The organism is Actinomycetospora aeridis (assembly GCF_037400275.1).
In the GTDB taxonomy this organism is placed as follows: Bacteria; Actinomycetota; Actinomycetes; order Mycobacteriales; family Pseudonocardiaceae; genus Actinomycetospora; species Actinomycetospora aeridis.
Genome location: NZ_JBBEGL010000001.1, coordinates 1,054,788 through 1,072,609, shown reverse-complemented (window position 1 = coordinate 1,072,609; position 17,822 = coordinate 1,054,788). Strand labels below are relative to the sequence as shown.

18 protein-coding genes are annotated in these 17,822 nt (G+C 74.8%); 1 reads left to right on the top strand and 17 read right to left on the bottom strand.

What is annotated here, in order from left to right; genetic code table 11:
• Window positions 1–18 precede the first annotated feature (18 nt).
• From WCD41_RS05025 to WCD41_RS04950, 16 genes are all read right to left on the bottom strand, one after another.
• Window positions 19–471, bottom strand: coding sequence for an SgcJ/EcaC family oxidoreductase (locus WCD41_RS05025; protein WP_337712263.1), 453 nt, complete (start codon window positions 469–471; stop codon window positions 19–21).
• Between the two features lie 38 nt (window positions 472–509).
• Window positions 510–986, bottom strand: a complete 477-nt coding sequence (locus WCD41_RS05020) for an SgcJ/EcaC family oxidoreductase (RefSeq protein WP_337712262.1) — start codon at window positions 984–986, stop codon at window positions 510–512.
• Between the two features lie 122 nt (window positions 987–1,108).
• Window positions 1,109–1,579, bottom strand: a complete 471-nt coding sequence (locus tag WCD41_RS05015; protein ID WP_337712261.1) for an SgcJ/EcaC family oxidoreductase — start codon at window positions 1,577–1,579, stop codon at window positions 1,109–1,111.
• Complete coding sequence (locus WCD41_RS05010) at window positions 1,579–2,379, bottom strand: SAM-dependent methyltransferase (protein ID WP_337712260.1); 801 nt, start codon at window positions 2,377–2,379, stop codon at window positions 1,579–1,581. Before WCD41_RS05010 ends, WCD41_RS05015 begins: the two co-directional genes overlap by 1 nt.
• A 15-nt stretch (window positions 2,380–2,394) precedes the next feature.
• The gene (locus WCD41_RS05005; protein ID WP_337712259.1) at window positions 2,395–3,579 is read right to left on the bottom strand and encodes an acyl-CoA dehydrogenase family protein; all 1,185 of its coding nucleotides are present in this window, start codon (window positions 3,577–3,579) and stop codon (window positions 2,395–2,397) included.
• A 264-nt stretch (window positions 3,580–3,843) separates the two neighbouring features.
• Window positions 3,844–5,016 carry a glycosyltransferase gene (locus WCD41_RS05000; protein ID WP_337712258.1) on the bottom strand — a complete coding sequence of 391 codons (1,173 nt, stop codon included), beginning with the start codon at window positions 5,014–5,016 and terminating at the stop codon, window positions 3,844–3,846.
• A gap of 52 nt (window positions 5,017–5,068) precedes the next feature.
• Window positions 5,069–5,611, bottom strand: coding sequence for a DUF6239 family natural product biosynthesis protein (locus WCD41_RS04995; RefSeq protein WP_337712257.1), 543 nt, complete (start codon window positions 5,609–5,611; stop codon window positions 5,069–5,071).
• Between the two features lie 3 nt (window positions 5,612–5,614).
• Window positions 5,615–6,193, bottom strand: a complete 579-nt coding sequence (locus tag WCD41_RS04990) for a hypothetical protein (protein ID WP_337712346.1) — start codon at window positions 6,191–6,193, stop codon at window positions 5,615–5,617.
• 17 nt (window positions 6,194–6,210) lie between these two features.
• Window positions 6,211–7,878 carry a GMC family oxidoreductase N-terminal domain-containing protein gene (locus WCD41_RS04985; RefSeq protein ID WP_337712256.1) on the bottom strand — a complete coding sequence of 556 codons (1,668 nt, stop codon included), beginning with the start codon at window positions 7,876–7,878 and terminating at the stop codon, window positions 6,211–6,213.
• Window positions 7,875–8,405 carry a DUF5987 family protein gene (locus WCD41_RS04980; RefSeq protein WP_337712345.1) on the bottom strand — a complete coding sequence of 177 codons (531 nt, stop codon included), beginning with the start codon at window positions 8,403–8,405 and terminating at the stop codon, window positions 7,875–7,877. Before WCD41_RS04980 ends, WCD41_RS04985 begins: the two co-directional genes overlap by 4 nt.
• A gap of 45 nt (window positions 8,406–8,450) precedes the next feature.
• Window positions 8,451–9,791 (bottom strand): cytochrome P450, encoded by a 1,341-nt coding sequence (locus WCD41_RS04975; RefSeq protein WP_337712255.1) that lies wholly within the window; start codon window positions 9,789–9,791, stop codon window positions 8,451–8,453.
• Entirely contained in the window at window positions 9,788–10,813 is a 1,026-nt protein-coding gene (locus tag WCD41_RS04970; protein ID WP_337712254.1) for an enediyne biosynthesis protein, read from the bottom strand. The genes WCD41_RS04975 and WCD41_RS04970 overlap by 4 nt, the downstream gene beginning before the upstream one ends.
• Window positions 10,810–12,780, bottom strand: coding sequence for a CRTAC1 family protein (locus WCD41_RS04965; RefSeq protein ID WP_337712253.1), 1,971 nt, complete (start codon window positions 12,778–12,780; stop codon window positions 10,810–10,812). Before WCD41_RS04965 ends, WCD41_RS04970 begins: the two co-directional genes overlap by 4 nt.
• Window positions 12,777–13,778, bottom strand: coding sequence for a DUF1702 family protein (locus tag WCD41_RS04960; protein WP_337712344.1), 1,002 nt, complete (start codon window positions 13,776–13,778; stop codon window positions 12,777–12,779). The genes WCD41_RS04965 and WCD41_RS04960 overlap by 4 nt, the downstream gene beginning before the upstream one ends.
• A gap of 125 nt (window positions 13,779–13,903) precedes the next feature.
• A complete protein-coding gene (locus tag WCD41_RS04955; RefSeq protein WP_337712252.1) occupies window positions 13,904–14,926 on the bottom strand; it encodes a DUF1702 family protein in 1,023 nt (340 codons plus the stop codon).
• 44 nt (window positions 14,927–14,970) lie between these two features.
• Complete coding sequence (locus tag WCD41_RS04950) at window positions 14,971–15,765, bottom strand: helix-turn-helix domain-containing protein (RefSeq protein WP_337712251.1); 795 nt, start codon at window positions 15,763–15,765, stop codon at window positions 14,971–14,973.
• Window positions 15,766–15,961: 196 nt separating this feature from the next.
• Here WCD41_RS04950 and WCD41_RS04945 point away from each other — a divergent pair, with 196 nt between their 5' ends.
• A complete protein-coding gene (locus WCD41_RS04945; protein ID WP_337712250.1) occupies window positions 15,962–16,567 on the top strand; it encodes a response regulator transcription factor in 606 nt (201 codons plus the stop codon).
• 6 nt (window positions 16,568–16,573) lie between these two features.
• On the opposite strand, the gene WCD41_RS04940 is transcribed toward WCD41_RS04945, so the two are convergent.
• A complete protein-coding gene (locus WCD41_RS04940) occupies window positions 16,574–17,812 on the bottom strand; it encodes a sensor histidine kinase (protein WP_337712249.1) in 1,239 nt (412 codons plus the stop codon).
• Window positions 17,813–17,822 lie beyond the last annotated feature (10 nt).

The window sequence follows — 17,822 nt, the reverse complement described above, 5'->3', positions numbered from 1 at the left end:
GTGTCTCAGCCCTGGGTCTCAGCCCTGGATGGGGCTGGTCTGGTGCGACAGCAGCTTCCAGACGCCGTCGCGGCGCACGAGCACGTACGACGCGCGGACCTTCTCGCCGTCGGTGAGCTCGACGCCCGGGCGGGTGACCCCGCCCGTCGTGATCGCGACGGTGACGCCCTCGGCGACCGTGCGGATCTCGGTGGGCTCCTCGACGAGCACCGTGCCGGCGAGGTCGCCGGCGAACTGCTCGGCGGCGTAGGCGCGGATCTGGTCGCGCCCGCGGAGCTGGTCGTCGGCGATCAGCATGCTGCCGTCGTCGGTGAACAGGTCGGCGAACGCGTCCGCGTCGCCCTCGTCCCACGCGACACGGGCACGCAGCGGCACGGTCAGCGCGGCGCCCTCGTCACCGGTGGTGTAGCCGGAGTAGCGGTCGGCCCAGTGCTTGGCCTGGTCGACCAGGGTCGAAGCCGAAGTGGTCATCGCGGGTCCTCCTCGGGGGGTCGTGGCGGTCGGGCCGGTCACCAGCGCAGGGTGGCGCCGCCACCGCGCGGGCTGTTCTGGTAGGCGGCGAGCTGCCACTCGCCCTCGCGCTTGACGACCACCCAGGTCGAGCGCACCGCGAGCTCGGGCGCGATCTCGGTCTCGCCGGGGGCGAGGATGCCGCCGTGGGTGCGCAGGAGGGCGCAGTCGTCGGTCGCGAAGCGGACGTCGACCGGCGTGCCGGTGACGCCCGTGCCCTTGAACGGGCCGGCGTAGGCGGCCGCCATGAAGGCGCCGATCTCGCTGCGGCCGCGCTTGAGCACGTCGCCGGGCAGGACGAGGATGCCGTCCTCGGTGAACACGTCGGCCACGCCGTAGCCGTCGTTGCGCGACCACGCCTCGACGAGGCGCAGCGGCACGCCGAGGACCTCCTTCTCCCTGTCGCTGGTGAACTCGCCGTAGTAGTCGGCGAGACGGTCGGCCAGGTCCTGCCGCTCGGCGGTCGGTGTCGACATGTGTCCTCCTCGGTTGACCGGGTCGGGTCCCGGAGCGGGGGCCGGGACCTCGTCCATCGTCGGGGTGGTGCGGGCCGCGGATCGTCTCCTCGGCTGCGGCCGCTGCCGGGCCGGCGGACGTGCTAGCGGACGGCCGGGCAGCTGTGGTGTGACAGGAGCTCGAGCTCGCCGGGCGCGCGACGGCGGACCACCCACGTGGCGCGGATGCGCCGCTCGGGGGCGACCGCGGACTCGCCGGGCATGACGATCCCGCCCTCGGTGACCGACACCGCGACGTCGTCGGTGACGAGGTCGCAGGTCAGCGGGCCGCCGGCGACGGACGCGCCCGCGAGCGGGCCGGCGAAGCCGGTCCGCATGAAGTCGCGGACGGCCTCCCGGCCGAACAGCTCGTTCTCCCCGAGGGCGAGGCTGCCCTCGGGCGCGAAGACGTCGGCGAAGCGGTCGGCGTCGTTGCGCGCCCACGCGTCCTGGATGCGCTGGGCGATGGTGAGCACGGCCTTCTGGTCCGGGGCCGTGAACTCCCGGTAGTACGCCGGGTCCTCGACCACGCCGTGCCGTTCGAGCACGGCCGTGGCGTCTCCCCAGCCCGACATCAGCGGGCCTTCCGGGCCACACCGCCGAGCATGCGCCCGACGGTCTCGCCGTACTCGCCGTCGGCGTGCCAGCGGCCCACCGGGACGATGCCGGGCGCGACGACGTCGAGACCGGTGAACAGGCCCTCGATCGCGGCGGGCTCACGGAAGATCATCGGCGCGGTGGCCTGGTCGTAGCTGTCCTCCATGTCGGCCTGCTCGCGGGTGCGCGCGGGGTCGACGGTGAGGTGGGACAGCGCGAGGTAGGACCCGTCGGGCAGCGCGGCCCGGTAGCGGTCGACGATCCCCTGCGGGTCGTCGGCGTCGGTGCAGAAGTGCAGCACCGCCACCATCAGCAGGCCCACCGGCTCGTCGAAGTCGATGAGCTCCCGGGTGCGCGGGTGGCGCAGCACGGCCTCGGGGTCGCGCACGTCCTCGATGACGATGCGGGTCTCGGCCGAGTCGTCACCGAGCAGGATGTCGGCGCCGTGGGCCTCCACGGCCGGGTCGTTGTCGACGTACAGCACCCGCGGCCGCTCGCAGTGGCGCGCGGCGACCTGGTGGGTGTTCTCCATGCTCGGCAGGCCCGCGCCGAGGTCGACGAACTGGCGGACGCCGCGCTCGGCCAGGTACTGCACGGCCCGGCCCAGGAACGCCCGGTTCTCCCAGACGACGTCCCGGGTCAGCTCGCTGCCGACCTTGGCCATGACGGCGTCGCCCGCGGCCCGGTCCTCCGGGTAGTTGCTGGAGCCGTGCAGGAAGTAGTCGTACATGCGGGCCGGCGAGGGCCGGCCGAGGACGACGGAGTCGTTCGTGGTCATTCCGGTTCCTCCAGCTCAGAGGTACATCGTGTTGGCTTCGAGCCCGCACATGACCCGGCCGAACAGCTCGAAGTTGGTGTTCGGGTGCATGAGGGCGTGCTTGCTCAGCGCGGTCACGTCGCGCTGGATGCGCTGGATGGCGACGGTCGAGTAGATCGACGACCCGCCGCTCGCGTCGGCGAGGATGTCCACGGACTCCTTGGCCAGCTGGGCCATCCGCCCGAACGAGGCGCGGTAGCGCACCCGGTCCTCGAGCTTCCAGGGCTCGCCCGCGGCGCCCTTGCCCTCGAGCATGTCGGCCATCTTGTAGCCGTGGTACTCGGCCTCGTCGAGCTTGAGCAGCGCCTCGGCCACCTGGAAGTGCGTGATCGGGGCCTCGGCCTGCGCGGTGTAGTCCGTGAAGGTGATCTTGCGACCGGGCAGCCGGGCGAAGAAGTCCGCCTGCGCGGCCCGCGCGAGCCCGAGGACCACGCCGATGAACCCGGACGCGCCGGTGGCCAGCATGGGCTGGTTGAACAGCGCGGAGTCCCGGTTGGCCTCCGAGCGGTACTGGTTGCCCATGATCGCGGCCATCGGCAGGGTCCGCTCCCACGGCACGTGGACGCCGCGGGCGACCGAGGTGACGCTGCCGGTGCCGACCAGGCCGGTGGTGTGCCAGTCGTCGACGATCTCGAGGTCGGAGATCGGGACGAGGCCCGCGACGGGCCACTGGGTGCCGTCCGGGGCGGGGGCCATCGTCAGGACGACCTGCCAGGTGCTGTGCAGGGCGCCGCTGAGGAACGACCAGCGGCCGTCGACGACGAGGCCGTCCTCGGTCTCGGTCGCGGTCGCGGTCGGGCTGAGCACGACGCACACGCGGGACCGGTCGTCGGCGAAGACCTCGTCCTGGACGTGGTCGGGGAACATCCCGACCATCCAGGCGCCGATCGTCCACGCCGAGGCGTTCCACGCGACCGAGCCGTCGGCGCTCGCGAGGGTCGAGAGCACCTCGATCATCGTGCGGGTCGAGGACTCGTAGCCGCCGAGGCGGGCCGGGCGGCGCATGTGCAGGACGCCCTCGCGGGTCAGGGCGTCGACGGCGTCGTCGTGCAGGCGCCGGTTCTCCTCGCTCCAGCCGCGGAGCGCGGAGAGCTCCTCGGTGAGCGCGGCGGTGCGCTCGAACAGGCCCTCCTCGGGCGGGACGGTGGTCACGCTCTCCATCTCTCCTCCTGCCATGACTCCCCCTGGCCTCCGGTGTCTGGTGCCACGATCCGGCGTCCGGGCCCTCCCGGACGCCTCCTCGCTTGCGGCCCGCGGGTCCCTCAGGACCGGGCCCCGGCGCCCGTCGCGGCTCCTCTCGGTGCCGCCGCGGCCGGGCGGCGACCGTCGTCCGGTTCGCACTGTTCGCGGACCACCGTGACGGTCCGCGGGACCGGCGGACGTCTCACCGATTGCGCGCGGCGCGCCCCGCTCCCGGGGCGGGGATCACGCCGCCGCGGAGCCGGGCGGGAACGCCGTACGGGCGGATGCGGCCTGCGGGCCGAGGACGCCCTCGACCACCGCGGGGAGGGCGGGCCTGCTGCGCACCAGGTCGGCCAGCGCGGCGGCGGCGTCGGCCATCGCGGCGTCGTCGAGCACGGCGAGGCAGGTCGCGGCGACGTCCGCCGGGTCGTCGGGGTCGCCCGCGAGGACGCCGGCGCCGGCCCCGGCGAGCGCCCGGGCGTTCCCGATCTGGTCGTCGAAGGCCGGCATCATCACCGACGGCCGCCCCGCGAGCGCCGCGGCGAGCGCGGTGCCGTGCCCGCCGTGGTGCACCACGACGTCGCTGGTCTCCAGGAGGTGCGACACCGGCACCGGCCCGGCGACCCGGACCGCCGCGGGCCACGGCCCCCACTGCGCGACGGCGTCCGCGGGCGCGGCGAGCACCACCTCGCACCCGGCGCGGACCAGCGCGGTCACGAGGGTCGGCACGACCGCGCCCCGCCCCGCGGCCTCCGAGCGGGAGACGACGGTGCCGAGCGTGACGCAGACCCGTCCGCCGTCCCGCCCGGCGTCCGCCCGCGGCACGATCCGGTCGGTGAGGTCGCCGGGGCCCTCGTAGGGCACGTGCCGGAACTCCCGGGTCCGGTGGGCCGGGACACGGCCGCCGCGCAGCTCGTGGGGCCAGGGGGTGAGGACCTCGCGCGGAACGGACCGCAGCGCGTCGGGGTCGGCGACACCGCGCAGCTCGCGCCGCGCGGCGACCTCGTACTCGCGGGGCGCCTCGACGCTCCACCGCAGCTCGAGACACGGCAGGCCGGTCTCCGCGGCGGCGACACGTCCGGCCAGGTCGGCCCGTTCCACCACGACGACGTCGGGTCCCCAGTCGCGCACCGCCCGCCGCAGGCCGGGCAGGCGGTCCCGGGCCGAGCGACCGAAGAGCCGCCCGCGGTCCCAGGACGACGGGGCGTCGGCGACCTCGCGCGATCCGACCGCCCCGCCGGTCGCGGTCCCGTGCCCGACCCCGAGCGCGGGCAGGCCGGTCGCCACGACGGCGCCGACGGCGTCGGGCGACGTGGCGAGCACGACCTGGTGGCCCGCGAGGCGGCAGGCCCAGGCCAGGGGGACGAGAGAGCCGAGGTGGCCCGTCAGGCCGACGGTGGAGAAGAGGATGCGCATGGCGGGTCCCGTCGAGGATCGGCGCCGCGCCGGGGCGTCACCGCGGCGCGGCTCAGGTGGTCACGCCGAGCAGCAGCCCGGGGACGACGACGGCGCCGCAGGCCGCGACCGCGGGCAGGACGCGGCCCGGCCCCGCCCGCAGGACGGCGGCCCAGGCCAGCGCGACGGCGGCGGCGAACAGCGCCGCGGTGGTGGTGGCGGTCAGCGCGGCGACACCGGCGACGGCGATCGCCACGGGGGCGACCCGCGCCGCCGCACGACGCAGCCGCGGGCGGTCGCGGCGCACGGCCGCGAAGGGGATGACGAGCCCGGCGACGCCGAGCGCGGCGAGCCCGCCGGTCGGCATGCCCTCGGCCGGGCCGGCGGTGAGCAGCAGGGACACCCCGGCCGCGGCCGTGCCGAGCGTCGCGACGCGGGCGACGGGCGCCTCGTCACGGGCGTCCAGGAACGGCCGCAGGCCGATGGCGGCGACGGCGAGCACGATCCCCACGGTCAGCAGGAGGTCGAGCGCCATCGGGCCCACGACCACGGGGACGTCGAACCCGTGGTCGTGGGCCCCGCCGCTCGGCGGGGGCGGGGGCACGGCGGTCGCCATGGCTCACCCGACCGGGACGGGGCGGCGCACCGCGCAGGTGCACGCCGCGACCGGGTCGTCGGCCCGCGGGTGGCGGTGCAGCACCATCGCCACGATCATCGGGATGGTGACGATGGTGTTGTAGAACAGGTGCAGCTCCACCCGCGGGAACACCAGCTGCGCGATCGAGGTCGGCACGGTGGCCCCGAGCAGGAACGACCCCGTCAGCGCCTGGAGGAGCAGCAGCAGGTGCTCGAAGTGGTGCCAGATCTGGATGCCGGTGGCGATGTTCCACCAGGTCCGCGACCGGCCCGTGAAGCCCGGGCGCAGCAGCAGGAACGCGCCCATCATGATCACGGCGTAGCCGTAGTGCATCCACTCGGAGCTGACGAGCCAGGGCCACACCAGTCCCAGCAGGCCGTTCGCCTGCTTCGTCGGCCACCCGAGCGCGTAGATCTGGACGGCCTGGGCGATGTGCTCGGCCCAGTGGCCGACGACCACGACCGCGTAGACGGCGAGGGCTCGCTTGTGCCAGCGGGTGTTGAGGGCGTCGACGAGGTCCCGCCACGGGGTCGGGCGTGTGCCGGGGTCGACGGTGTTCACGGAAGTCACGCCAGTCCTCACTTCACCGACAGTGCGAGGGTCCTGCGGGTGCTGACGCCGCCGTCCGGGGTCGGCGCGCCGTAGGCGACGTCGATCCCCCGGTCCCGGGCCGCAGCGACGATAGCGGGCGCGGCGCGCTCGGCCAGGGCCGCGATGGTCATGGCTGGGTTGACAGTCAGTGCCCCGGGCACGGACGACCCGTCGGTCACGAAGACGCCCGGGTGCCCGCGCAGCTCGTGGTCCGGCGTGAGCGCCGAGGTCGTCGGGTCGTCCCCGATCCGGCAGGAGGCCAGCGGGTGCACGGTGTAGGCGCCGACGACGTCGTTGGTCCACGGCTCGACGGTGCCCAGGCCCTGGCCCTCGATGATCTCCTTGCACTCGGCGTCGGCGAGCTCCCAGCCGCGGCGGGTGTTCGCCGTCGGGTGGTAGGAGAGCGCGCCGCGCCCGAGCATCTGCTGGGAGATGCGCTGGGCGTTGCCGGTCTCGGGCGGCGGGCCGAAGACGCCCTCGTTGTCGTCCTCGGTCATCTGGAAGATGGTCAGCCAGTCCTGCCAGCGCTCGAGCATCTCCTTCTTGGCCCGCCCGAACCAGCGCGGGCCCCCGTCGGCGGCCTCCTCCGAGTTCTGGGCGAGGATCGTGCCCAGGCCGGGCGGGAAGTACAGCTGCTCGAGCGAGTAGCGCTCGTACTCGGGCAGGTCGGCGGTCAGGCGGTCCCAGTTGGCGACCGTCGGGCCCTTGCCGATCTGGTTGGCGCGGTAGCCGATCCCGGCCTCGCGCGTGAGCCCCAGGATGCGCTGCACCGCGTCGTCGTCGAGCACCGCGGTGTTGAGGCGCTCGCCGTTGCCGGAGAAGTAGCGCCCGACGCCGTGCGGCATCTCCCCGAGGTGGGGCTCGGAGCGCTGCAGGATCACCGGGGTCGCCCCGGCGCCCGCCCCGAGCACGACGATCTTCGCCTCGATGACCCCGCTGTCGTGCAGGACGCGGTAGTCCTCGGCGTCGACGACCCGGTAGTGCACGCGGTAGGAGCCGTCCTCGGTCCGCTCGAGGTGCTGGACCTCGTGCAGCGGGCGGATCACGGCGCCGTGCGCGAGCGCGGCGGGCAGGTAGTTGGTCAGCAGCGAGCGCTTCGCGTCGAAGCGGCAGCCGGCCATCATCCAGTTGCAGTTGGTGCAGCTGGCGTTGTCGATGGCCACCGGCGTCGGGTTCGCGGTGCGCCCCGAGTGGTGGCACGCCGCCGCCCAGAGGCCGCCGGCGAAGGTCACGTCGTCCCAGCTCTGCTTCGTCACCGGCAGCGACTCCTCGACCCGGTCGTACCAGGGCTCGAGGGAGTCACGGGAGATCGCGGCCGGCCACATCCGACGGCCGATCGACCCGTGGCGGTCGAAGACGAAGCGGGGCGCGCGGGGGTGGGCGGCGAAGTAGACGACGCTGCCGCCGCCCACGCAGTTGCCGCCGAGGATGCTCATCCCGTCGCCGACGGTGAAGTCGAAGATGCGGGTGTACGACGACCCCAGCTCGAAGTCGTGCTGGAAGTCGTCGGCCGCGAGCCACGGCCCGCGCTCGAGGACGGTGACGTCGGCGCCGCCCGCGGCCAGGTGGTAGGCCTCGATGGCCCCGCCGAAGCCGGAGCCGACGACGACGACGTCGGTCTTCTCGATGCTGGTCGAAGGCGTCTGGGTACTCATGCGGGGCTCCCCGAGGGTGTCGTGTCCGGGTGCAGGTCGGCCAGGGCGCGGCGGTACGAGTACGCCGGGAAGCGCCAGAGGCCGTCGGCGTCGGGCGTCGCGATGCCCATGGCCCGCAGGCCGGGGTGGCCCTCGGCGATCGCCTGCGCGGTCGGCAGGTGGGCGGCGGAGTCGAAGGCCATGTTGGCGAACATGAACAGCCCGACCCAGACGTCGCGCTCCGGGTGGCCCGGGGCCACCAGCGAGGACAGCAGCGCGGCGCGGTCGTCGTAGCCGAGCGCCACGAACGCCGGGAGCGCGCCGTCGAGGGCGACGTCCCGCTCCCCCGCGTACTTCGCGGCGTGGCCGTCGAGCATCGGGGCGAGGAAGGGCAGGCCCTCGGCGAAGCCGGAGGCCGGGTCGAACAGCAGCGTCAGGGCGCCGGACTCCACGGCGCCGGGAGTGTCGCTGACGCCCGCGATCGCCGGGTCGTCCGCTCCGCGGCGGCACCCGGGCAGAACGGTGTCGGCGAACGCCTCGAGGGTCATGGTGACGGGATCACGGGAGATCTCCACGGCGATCGCTCCTTCCTGTCAGGAGGGCTTGTGGACGGTCAGGGGCAGGCCGCCGCGCACCCGCAGCGACAGCATCGGCTCGCCCCGGGGCTCCCGGGAGACGGAGCGCAGCGGAGCTCGACCCGATGACGACGAGCCGGCCACGGCGCGCAGGTCCAGGTCGCGGCACAGGCGCGCGAGGACGAGCACGGCCTCGGCGGTGCCGAGGTTCGAGCCGACGCAGAAGTGGCGGCCGGCGCCGAAGGGCAGGTACGCCTCCTTCGGCCACGTCGCCCCCGGGGCGAAGCGCTCGGGGTCGAACACCTCCGGCTCGTCCCACCAGGCCGGGTCGCGGTGCAGCGTGTACGGGCAGACGACGACGTCGGAGCCCGCGGGCACGCGGTACCCGGCGACGACGTCGTCGTCGACGGCCACCCGCGGCAGCAGCCACACCGGCGGGTGCAGCCGCACGGTCTCGGAGACGACCTGCGCGGTGTAGGACAGCCGGGCGAGGTCGTCGACGTCGCCCGGCCGGTCGCCGAGCACCTCGCGCGCCTCCGCCCGCACCCGCCGGCGCACCTCCGGGTGACGGGAGAGCCGGTGCAGCGCCCACGACAGCGTCGCGGCCGTCGTCTCGTGCCCGGCGAGCAGCAGCGTGACGAGCCGCCCGCGCAGGGTGGCCCGGTCGACGCCCGCCCCGAGGCGGGCGACGAGCTCGCCGCGGCCCGTGTCGAGGATGGCGTCGACCACCGCGACCAGGCGGCGCTGGGCCGCCCGGAAGCGGTGCCCGCCCGGCGTGGGCCGCCACGAGACCGACGCGCCGAGCGTGACCGCCTCGAGCATCGCCTGGTCCTGCACGGTCTCGAACGCGTGCCCGAGGTCCGGGTACGCGGTGAGGTCGGCCCCGACGAGCGTCCGGCCGAGGACCCCGAGCGTGAGCGCGGTCATCTCGGCGGTGACGTCCACCGGCCCGTCCTCGACGCGGGCGCCGAGGCGCTCGACGAGCGCGCCCGCCTCGTCGGCGACGACGGGGATCTGCTCGGCCAGCCGCGCCGGCGTGAACGACGGCGCGACGGCCCTGCGCTGCTCCTTCCACGCCGGCCCGTCACTGGTGAGCACGCCGTCGCCGAGCACCCGCCGGGCCTCGGCGAGGCCGATGCCCTTGGTGTAGTTGCCGGCGTGGGTGGTCAGGACGTGCGCCGCGGCGTCCGGGTGGTTCACCACGAACATCGTCTTCGGGCCGATCCGCAGGCGGGCCAGGGGCCCGTACCCGCGGGCCCGGGTGAGCAGCGCGAGCCGGTCGGTGAACAGCTCGCGCAGCAGCACCGGGGTCGCCGCGAGGGGCGGGCCCGGGGCGGCCGGCGCCGCCGGGGCGGTCATGCCGCCGTCCGCTCCGGCGGTGCCGGGACCGCCGCGGGCGTGGAGGGCAGGGGCGTGACGGTCGCTGTCGGAGCGGCCGGAGCGGCCGTGCCGTCGGTGGCGGCGGCGGCGTTGTGCTTGTCCCGCAGGTACAGCGACCACAGGTAGCCACCACGGATCAGGCACACCGTGGCCGTCGCGAAGAACAGGCCGTAGGGCAGGTTGATGCCGGTGATCACGCCGTAGGTGACGGCCACGCCGGCGCCGAAGCAGAACTGCGGGAACGGCTTCGACGGGGTCGTCCCCGGGTCGCTGATCATGTAGTTGGTGAACAGGATGAACGCCGTGCCCGTCATCGTCGCGAGCGCGCCGGGGATCGCGTTGTCGACGACGAACCCGCGGACCACGGACTGGATCACGAAGAACGACAGCCAGCCCGCGATGAGCCACATGCGGTCGGTCAGCTTGGCGTTCAGCAGGGTGCCGAGGACGAGGATGACCGCCACGAGGATCCAGTCGGCCGCGCCCGAGAGGGCCTCGGTGAACTGGTAGGGCGGGGCGATCGAGGCCCACGGGAAGAGCACCAGGATGGTCGCGATGCCGAAGTTCGACGGGTTCATGAAGTGCCGCAGGCGGCCCTTCACCGGGGCGCGGAGGACCCACTTGGCACCCACCGCGACGACGACGCCGAACATCATCGTCCAGACCTGGTCCAGCGTGTAGGAGAGCATGTTCACCGCGAGCGCGGTGATGTGTGCCGGGAAGAGGAACTCCATGAGGCCCTTGAACCCGTTCCCGGCGTACCGGGGCGCGCGGCCCTCCTGCCAGGACCCGATCTTCTCGAGGCCCAGCTCCACCGTGTAGGCGGTCGCGAGGGCGACGAACGGCCAGGTCCAGGGCTGCTCGAACCCGAGGAACGCGTAGCCCGCGATGTTCAGGACCGAGATCGACATCGCGAAGCGCCGCAGCGCGGTGATGTGCTTGGGCTCCCGGGCGGGGGCCTTCTCGACGGTGCCGGTCGTGCTGCCGGTCGTGGTGCTCATCGGACGTCCTCCGGCGTGGTCGGGACGGTCGCGGCCTGCCCGAGCGCCACGGTGTGCCGTCCGGGGGCGAGGTCGACGGTCTGGGTGTGGGTCGCGCCGGTGGCGTCGCGCCAGCGCAGCGTCACGGGCAGCGGGGCGTCGTGCGCACCGAGGCCGAGGTGGACCTCGCTGGAGCGCTTGCCCGAGTGCCCGCCGCCGCCGTCGACGCGCTCGACGATCTTCCGGCCGTCGGGCAGCGTGACCTCGGCGGTGGCGCCGACGACCGGCGAGCCGGGCCCGGCGGTCTGCGTGCCCTCGCGGACGAGGTTCAGGGTCATGGCGTTGCCGGCGTCGGGGGCGGTGTTGCGGTAGAACGCCGGCTCCTCCCACTGGCGGGCGATCGCCAGGTCGAGGCGGCCGTCGCCGTCGGCGTCGCCGGTGGCCACGCCGCGGGTCGGGGTCGGGACGTCGAGCCCGAGCTCGTGGGCGAGGTCGGCGTAGCCGCCGTCCGCGCGGGGCGCGAAGAACCGCATCGGCTGGTTGCCGGACAGGTCGTCACCGCGCGAGACCCGCGGCCACATGGCCGGGTCCGACACCAGGGTGTCGTTGGCGGTCGCGAGCTCCTGCAGCTGCGGCCAGCGGTTGGTCTCGCCCTTGACGAAGCCGGTGGCCTGCGCGATCGCCAGGTTGCCGGAGTTGTCGAAGTCGCCGGCCTTGGCGTCCCAGGCCCAGCCCGACCAGGCGGTGCCGGACGCGGTCGAGTCGTCGACCCACGGCGCGCGGCCCTCGGTCATCGCGGCACCCATGGCCTCCGGCGTGCGCTCGGTGGCCATCCACTGGAAGTTGGACTCCTGGATGCCGTAGGGCTGGGTGATGTTGGAGACGAACAGGTCGGACACGCCGTCCCGGTTGAGGTCGGCGAAGTCCGCGGCCATGCCCTTGAACGAGTCGGCGCCCATCCGCTTGGACTTCGGCGCGGTCGGGTTCCGGTCGCCGTGCACCGCCTCGAACCGGATCTGCCCCGGGGTCGAGCGGTTGTGCAGCATCGCGTCCCGGCCGTGGTCCTGGGCCAGGTAGAGCTCCGGACGCTGGTCACCGTCGACGTCGGAGGCGCTCGAGCCGAGCACCCAGCCGCCGGAGATGTCGTCGGGCAGCACGCCCGGCTGCTCGACGAACGACGCCGGCTGGCCGGGCGCCCCGGCGACGCCCCGGAAGACGTGGTCCCGCCCGCCGTTGTGGGCGTTGGACAGCGAGGCGTTCATCGCCACGCCGCCGGAGCGGGTCGGGTCGAGCACCGGGCCGTCGGGGAAGTAGTTGCCGACGTAGAGGTCGAGCGTGCCGTCGCTGTCGAAGTCGTCGACGGCCACGGCGTTGGTGTTCCACTGCTCGCCGGTGTAGGTGGGCCCGCCCGCGTTCGGCACGAGCTCGGTCGCGCGCCAGGCGCCGGGGCCCTGGGCCACGCCCGGCTGAGCGAGGTGCACGATCGGCGTGCGGCCCCAGTAGTAGACGACGAGGTCCATCCGGCCGTTCTGGTCGACGTCGGCCGGGGTGCAGCCCATCGGCGCCATGTGGGGGTTCATCGGCAGGTCGCCGCTGGTCAGCGCGTAGGGCGCGTACCGCTCGTCCGAGCCCTCGACGGGCGCCGGGGTGATCGAGACCTGGTCGGTGCGGGTGTCGACGACGCAGAGGTCGTTGGCGAGCCGGTCACCGTCGAGGTCGTTCATCGCGATCGCGGCACCGACCGAGGAGATCCAGGCGTCGATGTTCGCGTAGTCCTGGTTGACGGCACGGATCTGCCGCTCGGGCAGGCCCTGGGGCAGGCCGATCGAGCGGGACTCGAAACCGTAGCCGCCGGCCAGGGTGGTGGTCTCCTCCCGGGTCACGCCCGGGAGGCGGGCGGCGAGGAAGAGCACCGCCACGAGGGCCAGGGCGACGACCCCGGCCACGTTGCGGCGCAGGAAGCGCAGCACGGTCCACAGTGCGCTCATCGGGCACCTCCGGTCGGGGCGGTCGGGGCCGTCAGCCGGCCCGTGGTCAGCGCCTGGCCGATGTGGCGGCGCCAGGTCTCGTAGGCCGGCTCACCGGGGCGCTCGGCGCCGTCGGCCCCGTCCACGGGACGCGTGTCCTCGCACACCCGGGCGGCGGTGACGGGGTCGGTGCCGGCGAGGACGGCGGTGGCGGCCCCGACGTGCGGGACCTCGAGTCCCGCCCGCAGGCGGGCCTCGGCGGCGAACGCCGAGCCCTGCGCGAGGTCCGCGCGGTACGGGCCCGAGCGCGTCACGAGGTGCTCGAGCTCCTCGGTCGTGGCGCCGCCGGCGTAGGTGGCGGCGAGGCCGATGCCGCCCCACAGATCGGCGCGGCGGTGCTCCGGGTAGGCGTCGACGAGGTCGGCGGCGCGGCGCGCGTCCGTGCCGGCGACGAACCACAGGGCGCGACCGATGCCCTGGTCGATCGCCCGGCCCTCGTAGGCCGCGTCGTCCCGGGCCCAGTCGAGCACGGGGCGGCGACGGTCCCCGTGGACCCAGTCGTCGGTGTGGAAGTAGGCCTGGTGGAAGCCGTAGCCGTCGAGGACCAGCCACCGCAGCAGCGGGTCGAACCGGTCGGGGCGCGGCCACAGGAGCCGCGGCAGCCGGGCCATCGCCCAGCCGACCCCGACCAGCGCCATGTAGACGTGGTCGCGGCCGCGGCCGCCCAGGAAGGTGTCGACGCGCCCGGAGCGGACCATCGGGAGGGCGTCGAGGACCGCGAGGCCCATCGCGGCGCCCTCCGCGGCGAACCCGCGGAACCGGGTGGGCACGGTCTCGAGGTACTCCTCGAGCTCGGCGACGGTCCGGGTGCCGACGGCCTCGCCGAACCCGTCCAGGAACCGCGCGCCGACGGTCTCGAGGACCTCCTTCGCCGCGGCGTCCTTGACGTGGAAGCCGCGGGTGGCGAGGCGCGTCTCGTCGTGGCTCGGCGTCAGGAGACGCCGTCGCCAGGTGAGCATGTCGGTCACGGCGCTGGTCCTCTCGGGAGTCGGGAGCAGGTCGGTCAGGTCGGCTGACGTCGGGTCGAGCGTCGCCGCGCGGGCGGCGCGGACACGTCTCGTGTGTTGCGGCGGGGCCCGGCCGGTCAGCCGGCCCGCACGCGAGGAGAGACCGCGGGCGACGCGGCCAGGCGGGCACGGATCCGCGCGCGCCAGTCGAGGTAGGCGGGCACGCCGGCGGCGCCCGGTGCCGGCGCGAGCCCGGTGACCAGGTCGGCCCCGCCGGGCACGGACGTGCCGGCGAGTGCCCGCGCCCCCGTGGTGACGTGCGCGGGCACGGTGCCGGTGTCGGCGGCGGCGTCCTGCGCCGCGCGGGCGGCGAGCACGGCACCGAGGGCCAGGTCCTCCGGGGCGCCGGCGGCCGCCAGCCGGCGGAGATCGTCGGCGGACGCGCCGCCGGCGAGGGTCGCGGCGAGCCCGACACCGGCCCACAGGTCGGCGTGCCGGTCCGGCGCGAACGCGGCGACGGCCGCGGCGACCCGGGGGACCTCGGCGCCGTGGAAGAACCACAGCGCCCGGCCGACGCCCTGGTCGGCGACCCGCGGGACGCCGGCGTCGTCGCCGCGCCACGGGACCGACGGGAGGCGCTCCTGGCGCCCGAGCCACCGGGGCGGGTCGAAGAACGCGAGGTCGAAGGCCCAGCCGTCGACCGCGAGCGCGGACAGCACCGCCTGGTGGTCGACGTCGTCGAGGTCGGGCACGGCCCGCGACCAGATCGCCGTCGGGAGCTTGGCGAGCGCGAACCCCACCCCGATCCAGCCGAGCAGCACGTGGTCCCGGGCCGGTCCGGTGAGCAGGTCGCGCGCCCGGGTACCGCCTCGTGGACCACCGCGGGGGTCCATCGCGTCGACGACGCAGGCGGCCATGACGGCCCCCTCGTGGTGGAAGCCGCGCAGGGGGTCGGGCTCGGCGGCGGCGCGTGCCGCGACCTGGGGCAGCGGCGAGCCGTCGACCGTGCCCCGGAACCCGCGGACCACCGCGGCCGGGACCGCCTCGAGATGGCGGACGGCCGGTCCCCCGGTCACGGGGAAGCCGCGGGCGGCGAAGGTGACGTCGCCCTCGGTGGGGGCGAGCAGCCGGCGGCGCAGCCGGCCGGTGAGCGTGGCCATGGGAACTCCTCCGGGCTCTGCTTCGTGTCCGGGTCGGCGGACCGTCAGGCGACCGCGCGCAGGTGGCGGACGGCGCCGGCGGCGGGCGACGGACCGGGCAGGCCCTCGGCGGGGTCGAGGAGGGAGACCGCGATCGGGGCGTCGGTGGGCGCCGGCTCGGCCAGCGTCATGTCCACGGGCGGGACGACGTCCTCGTGCGGGCGGACCTCCAGCGCGGCCGTGGCGACGCCGGCGACGCTCGCGTCCGGTGCGGCCGCGACGGCGAGCACGGTCCACTCGCCGGCCGGCAGGCCCTCCAGGACGGCGCCCTGCTCCCCCGGCGTGACCGTCGCCAGGGCGACCGGCGCGGCCTGCGGCACGGAACCGTCGAAGACCCCGACGGCCACGCGGTCGGCGTCCTCGGCGCCCTCGACGCCGACCGACACCGACGCGGCGCCCGGGCCCTCGCCGGCGGCGTGCTCGAGCACCTCGGCGGACGGGACGCGCGAGTAGTCGGTCGAGACCGCCAGCAGCCCGGCCTCCACGGCCGGGTCGCGGTACTGGCCCGGCGTCAGCCCGACCGCCCGCGTGAAGCGGCTGGTGAAGGTGCCGACGCTGGAGTAGCCGACCGAGCAGACGATGTCGGCGACCGTCTCGTCGGTGGTGAGCAGGCGGCGCTTGGCCTCGAACAGGCGGACCGCGGTCAGGAAGCGGCCGGGGGTGACGCCGATCGTCGAGGAGAACACCCGCGAGAAGTGGAAGGGGCTGACGAAGACCTCGGCGGCGAGGTCGTGGGTGGTGATCGGCTCGTCGTAGCGCGAACGCATGGACGAGACGGCGTGCTCGACGGCGGCCTGCATGGCGGCTCTCCCGGGGCTCGGCGGCGTGGCGTTGCGGCCACGTTCGCCGTCGGCGCTCCGGGTCCGGTCACGGACCGGTCAGCGCGGGGCGGGAGAAATTCACACGATCCGTCGGACAGAACCCCTGGTCCGGATGTCATGGTGAGCGGGCCGGAGCGGAACTTGCCGCGACGCCAGCCGCGAGGAGGCCGAACGGGTGATCAGGGTGCTCATTGCGGAGGATCAGCACTTGGTCCGCGGCGCCCTCGTGGCCCTCATCAACCAAGAACCCGATCTCGAGGTGATCGCCGAGCTCGCGGAGGGCGACGCGATCGTGCCGACCGCGCGCGAGGCCGGGCCGGACGTCGCGGTGATCGACATCGATCTCCCGGGCAAGGACGGCATCAGCGCGGCGTCCGACCTCCACGACGCCCTGCCGTCGTGCCGCACGCTGATCCTCACGAGCCTCGGGCGGCCCGGCACCGTGCGCCGCGCGCTCGACGCCCGGGTCAACGGCTTCATGCTCAAGGACGCCCCGGCCGCCAAGCTGGCCAACGCGATCCGCGAGGTCGCCGTCGGGCGCCGTGTGGTCGACAGCGAGCTCGCCCTCGCGGCCTGGGACACCGAGGACTGCCCGCTGGCGGCCCGCGAGATCGAGGTCCTGCGCCTGACCGCCGACGGCCACACCGTCGACGACGTCGCGGGGTCGCTCCACCTCTCCACGGGCACGGTGCGCAACTACCTGACCTCCGTCGTCACCAAGCTCAACGCCCGCAACCGTGTCGACGCGATCCGCATCGCCACCGAGGCCGGGTGGCTCTGAGCCCGGTCAGTCGCTGCGCCCGGCCCCGGACAGCGGGATCCGGCCGACGACGACGAACTGGTCCTCGTCGCGCTCGGCGGTGAGCTCCCCGCCGAGCTCGGCGAAGCGCTGGCGCAGGTTCGCGATGCCGCGGTGCGCCGAGTCGGGGCGGTCGTCGGGCAGGGCGCCCTTCTCGTCGGCGCGGTCGTTGGTGACCGTGATCCGCGCGGTGTCGCCCGACGAGGACACCGAGACGGTGCAGACCTCGGCCTTCGAGTGCCGCAGGATGTTGGTGACGGCCTCGCGCAGCAGGGTCGCGAACAGGGTCGCCACGTCGTCGGGGAGCTCGAAGTCGTGGCCGCGGATCGCGGTGTCGATCTCGGCCGCCCGCAGCACCGAGCGCGCGGACCACAGCTCGTCGGCGAGGGACAGCGACGTCGCGCCCGAGGCCACCATCCGCACCTCGCCCAGCGCGCGCCGGGAGACGCCGAGCAGCTCGTCGAGCTCGGTGCGCGCCCGGTCCGGCTCGGCGAGCACGAGACGGTGCGTCAGCTCCGCCTTCAGCGTGATCGCCGAGAGGCTCATCCCGAGCAGGTCGTGGGCGTCGCGGGAGAACCGCAACCGCTCCTCCGCCACCGCCATGCGGCTGAGCTCCTCGCGCGCGTCGTGCAGGTCCCGCACGAGGCGGGCGAGGCGGGTCAGCCCGAAGATCACGAGCCCGGTGATCGCCGTCGACGACACCGCGTAGGCCGTGGCGAACACCGGTTCCAGGTCGTCGGCGCCGAAGCGCCGTTCCATGAGCCCGCTCGCGACGACCACGGCGCCGTAGGCGGGCATGCCCCACCGCAGCGGCAGCGCGAGGAGCAGGCTGCCCGCCATGAAGCCGGTGAACCCCGTCCAGAACGTCCCGAGCCAGAGCGCCGGGAGGTAGACCAGGCCGGCCATCGCCGGCAGGGCGATCGCGGAGTGCAGCGGGGTCAGGGCGCCGCGGGGGCGGCTGAAGTACCCGAGCTGGAGGCCCAGGATCCCGGCGGTCAGCGTCGCGCTGATGATCGCCGCGACGAGCCCGAAGTTCTGCACGACCCCGACGTAGGACAGCGCGCCGTAGCCGCTGCACACGATGGCGACGAGCGCCGCCGAGAAGTTCGCGGCGGACCGTGAGACGTACAGGCCCGCGGCACGCACCTCGTCGGCGGTCTGCGGGCGGTCGCCCTCGACGGAGCGGAGATCCGCCGGGATCGGCCCGTAACTCCCCGAGACGGGCACATGCGAAGCC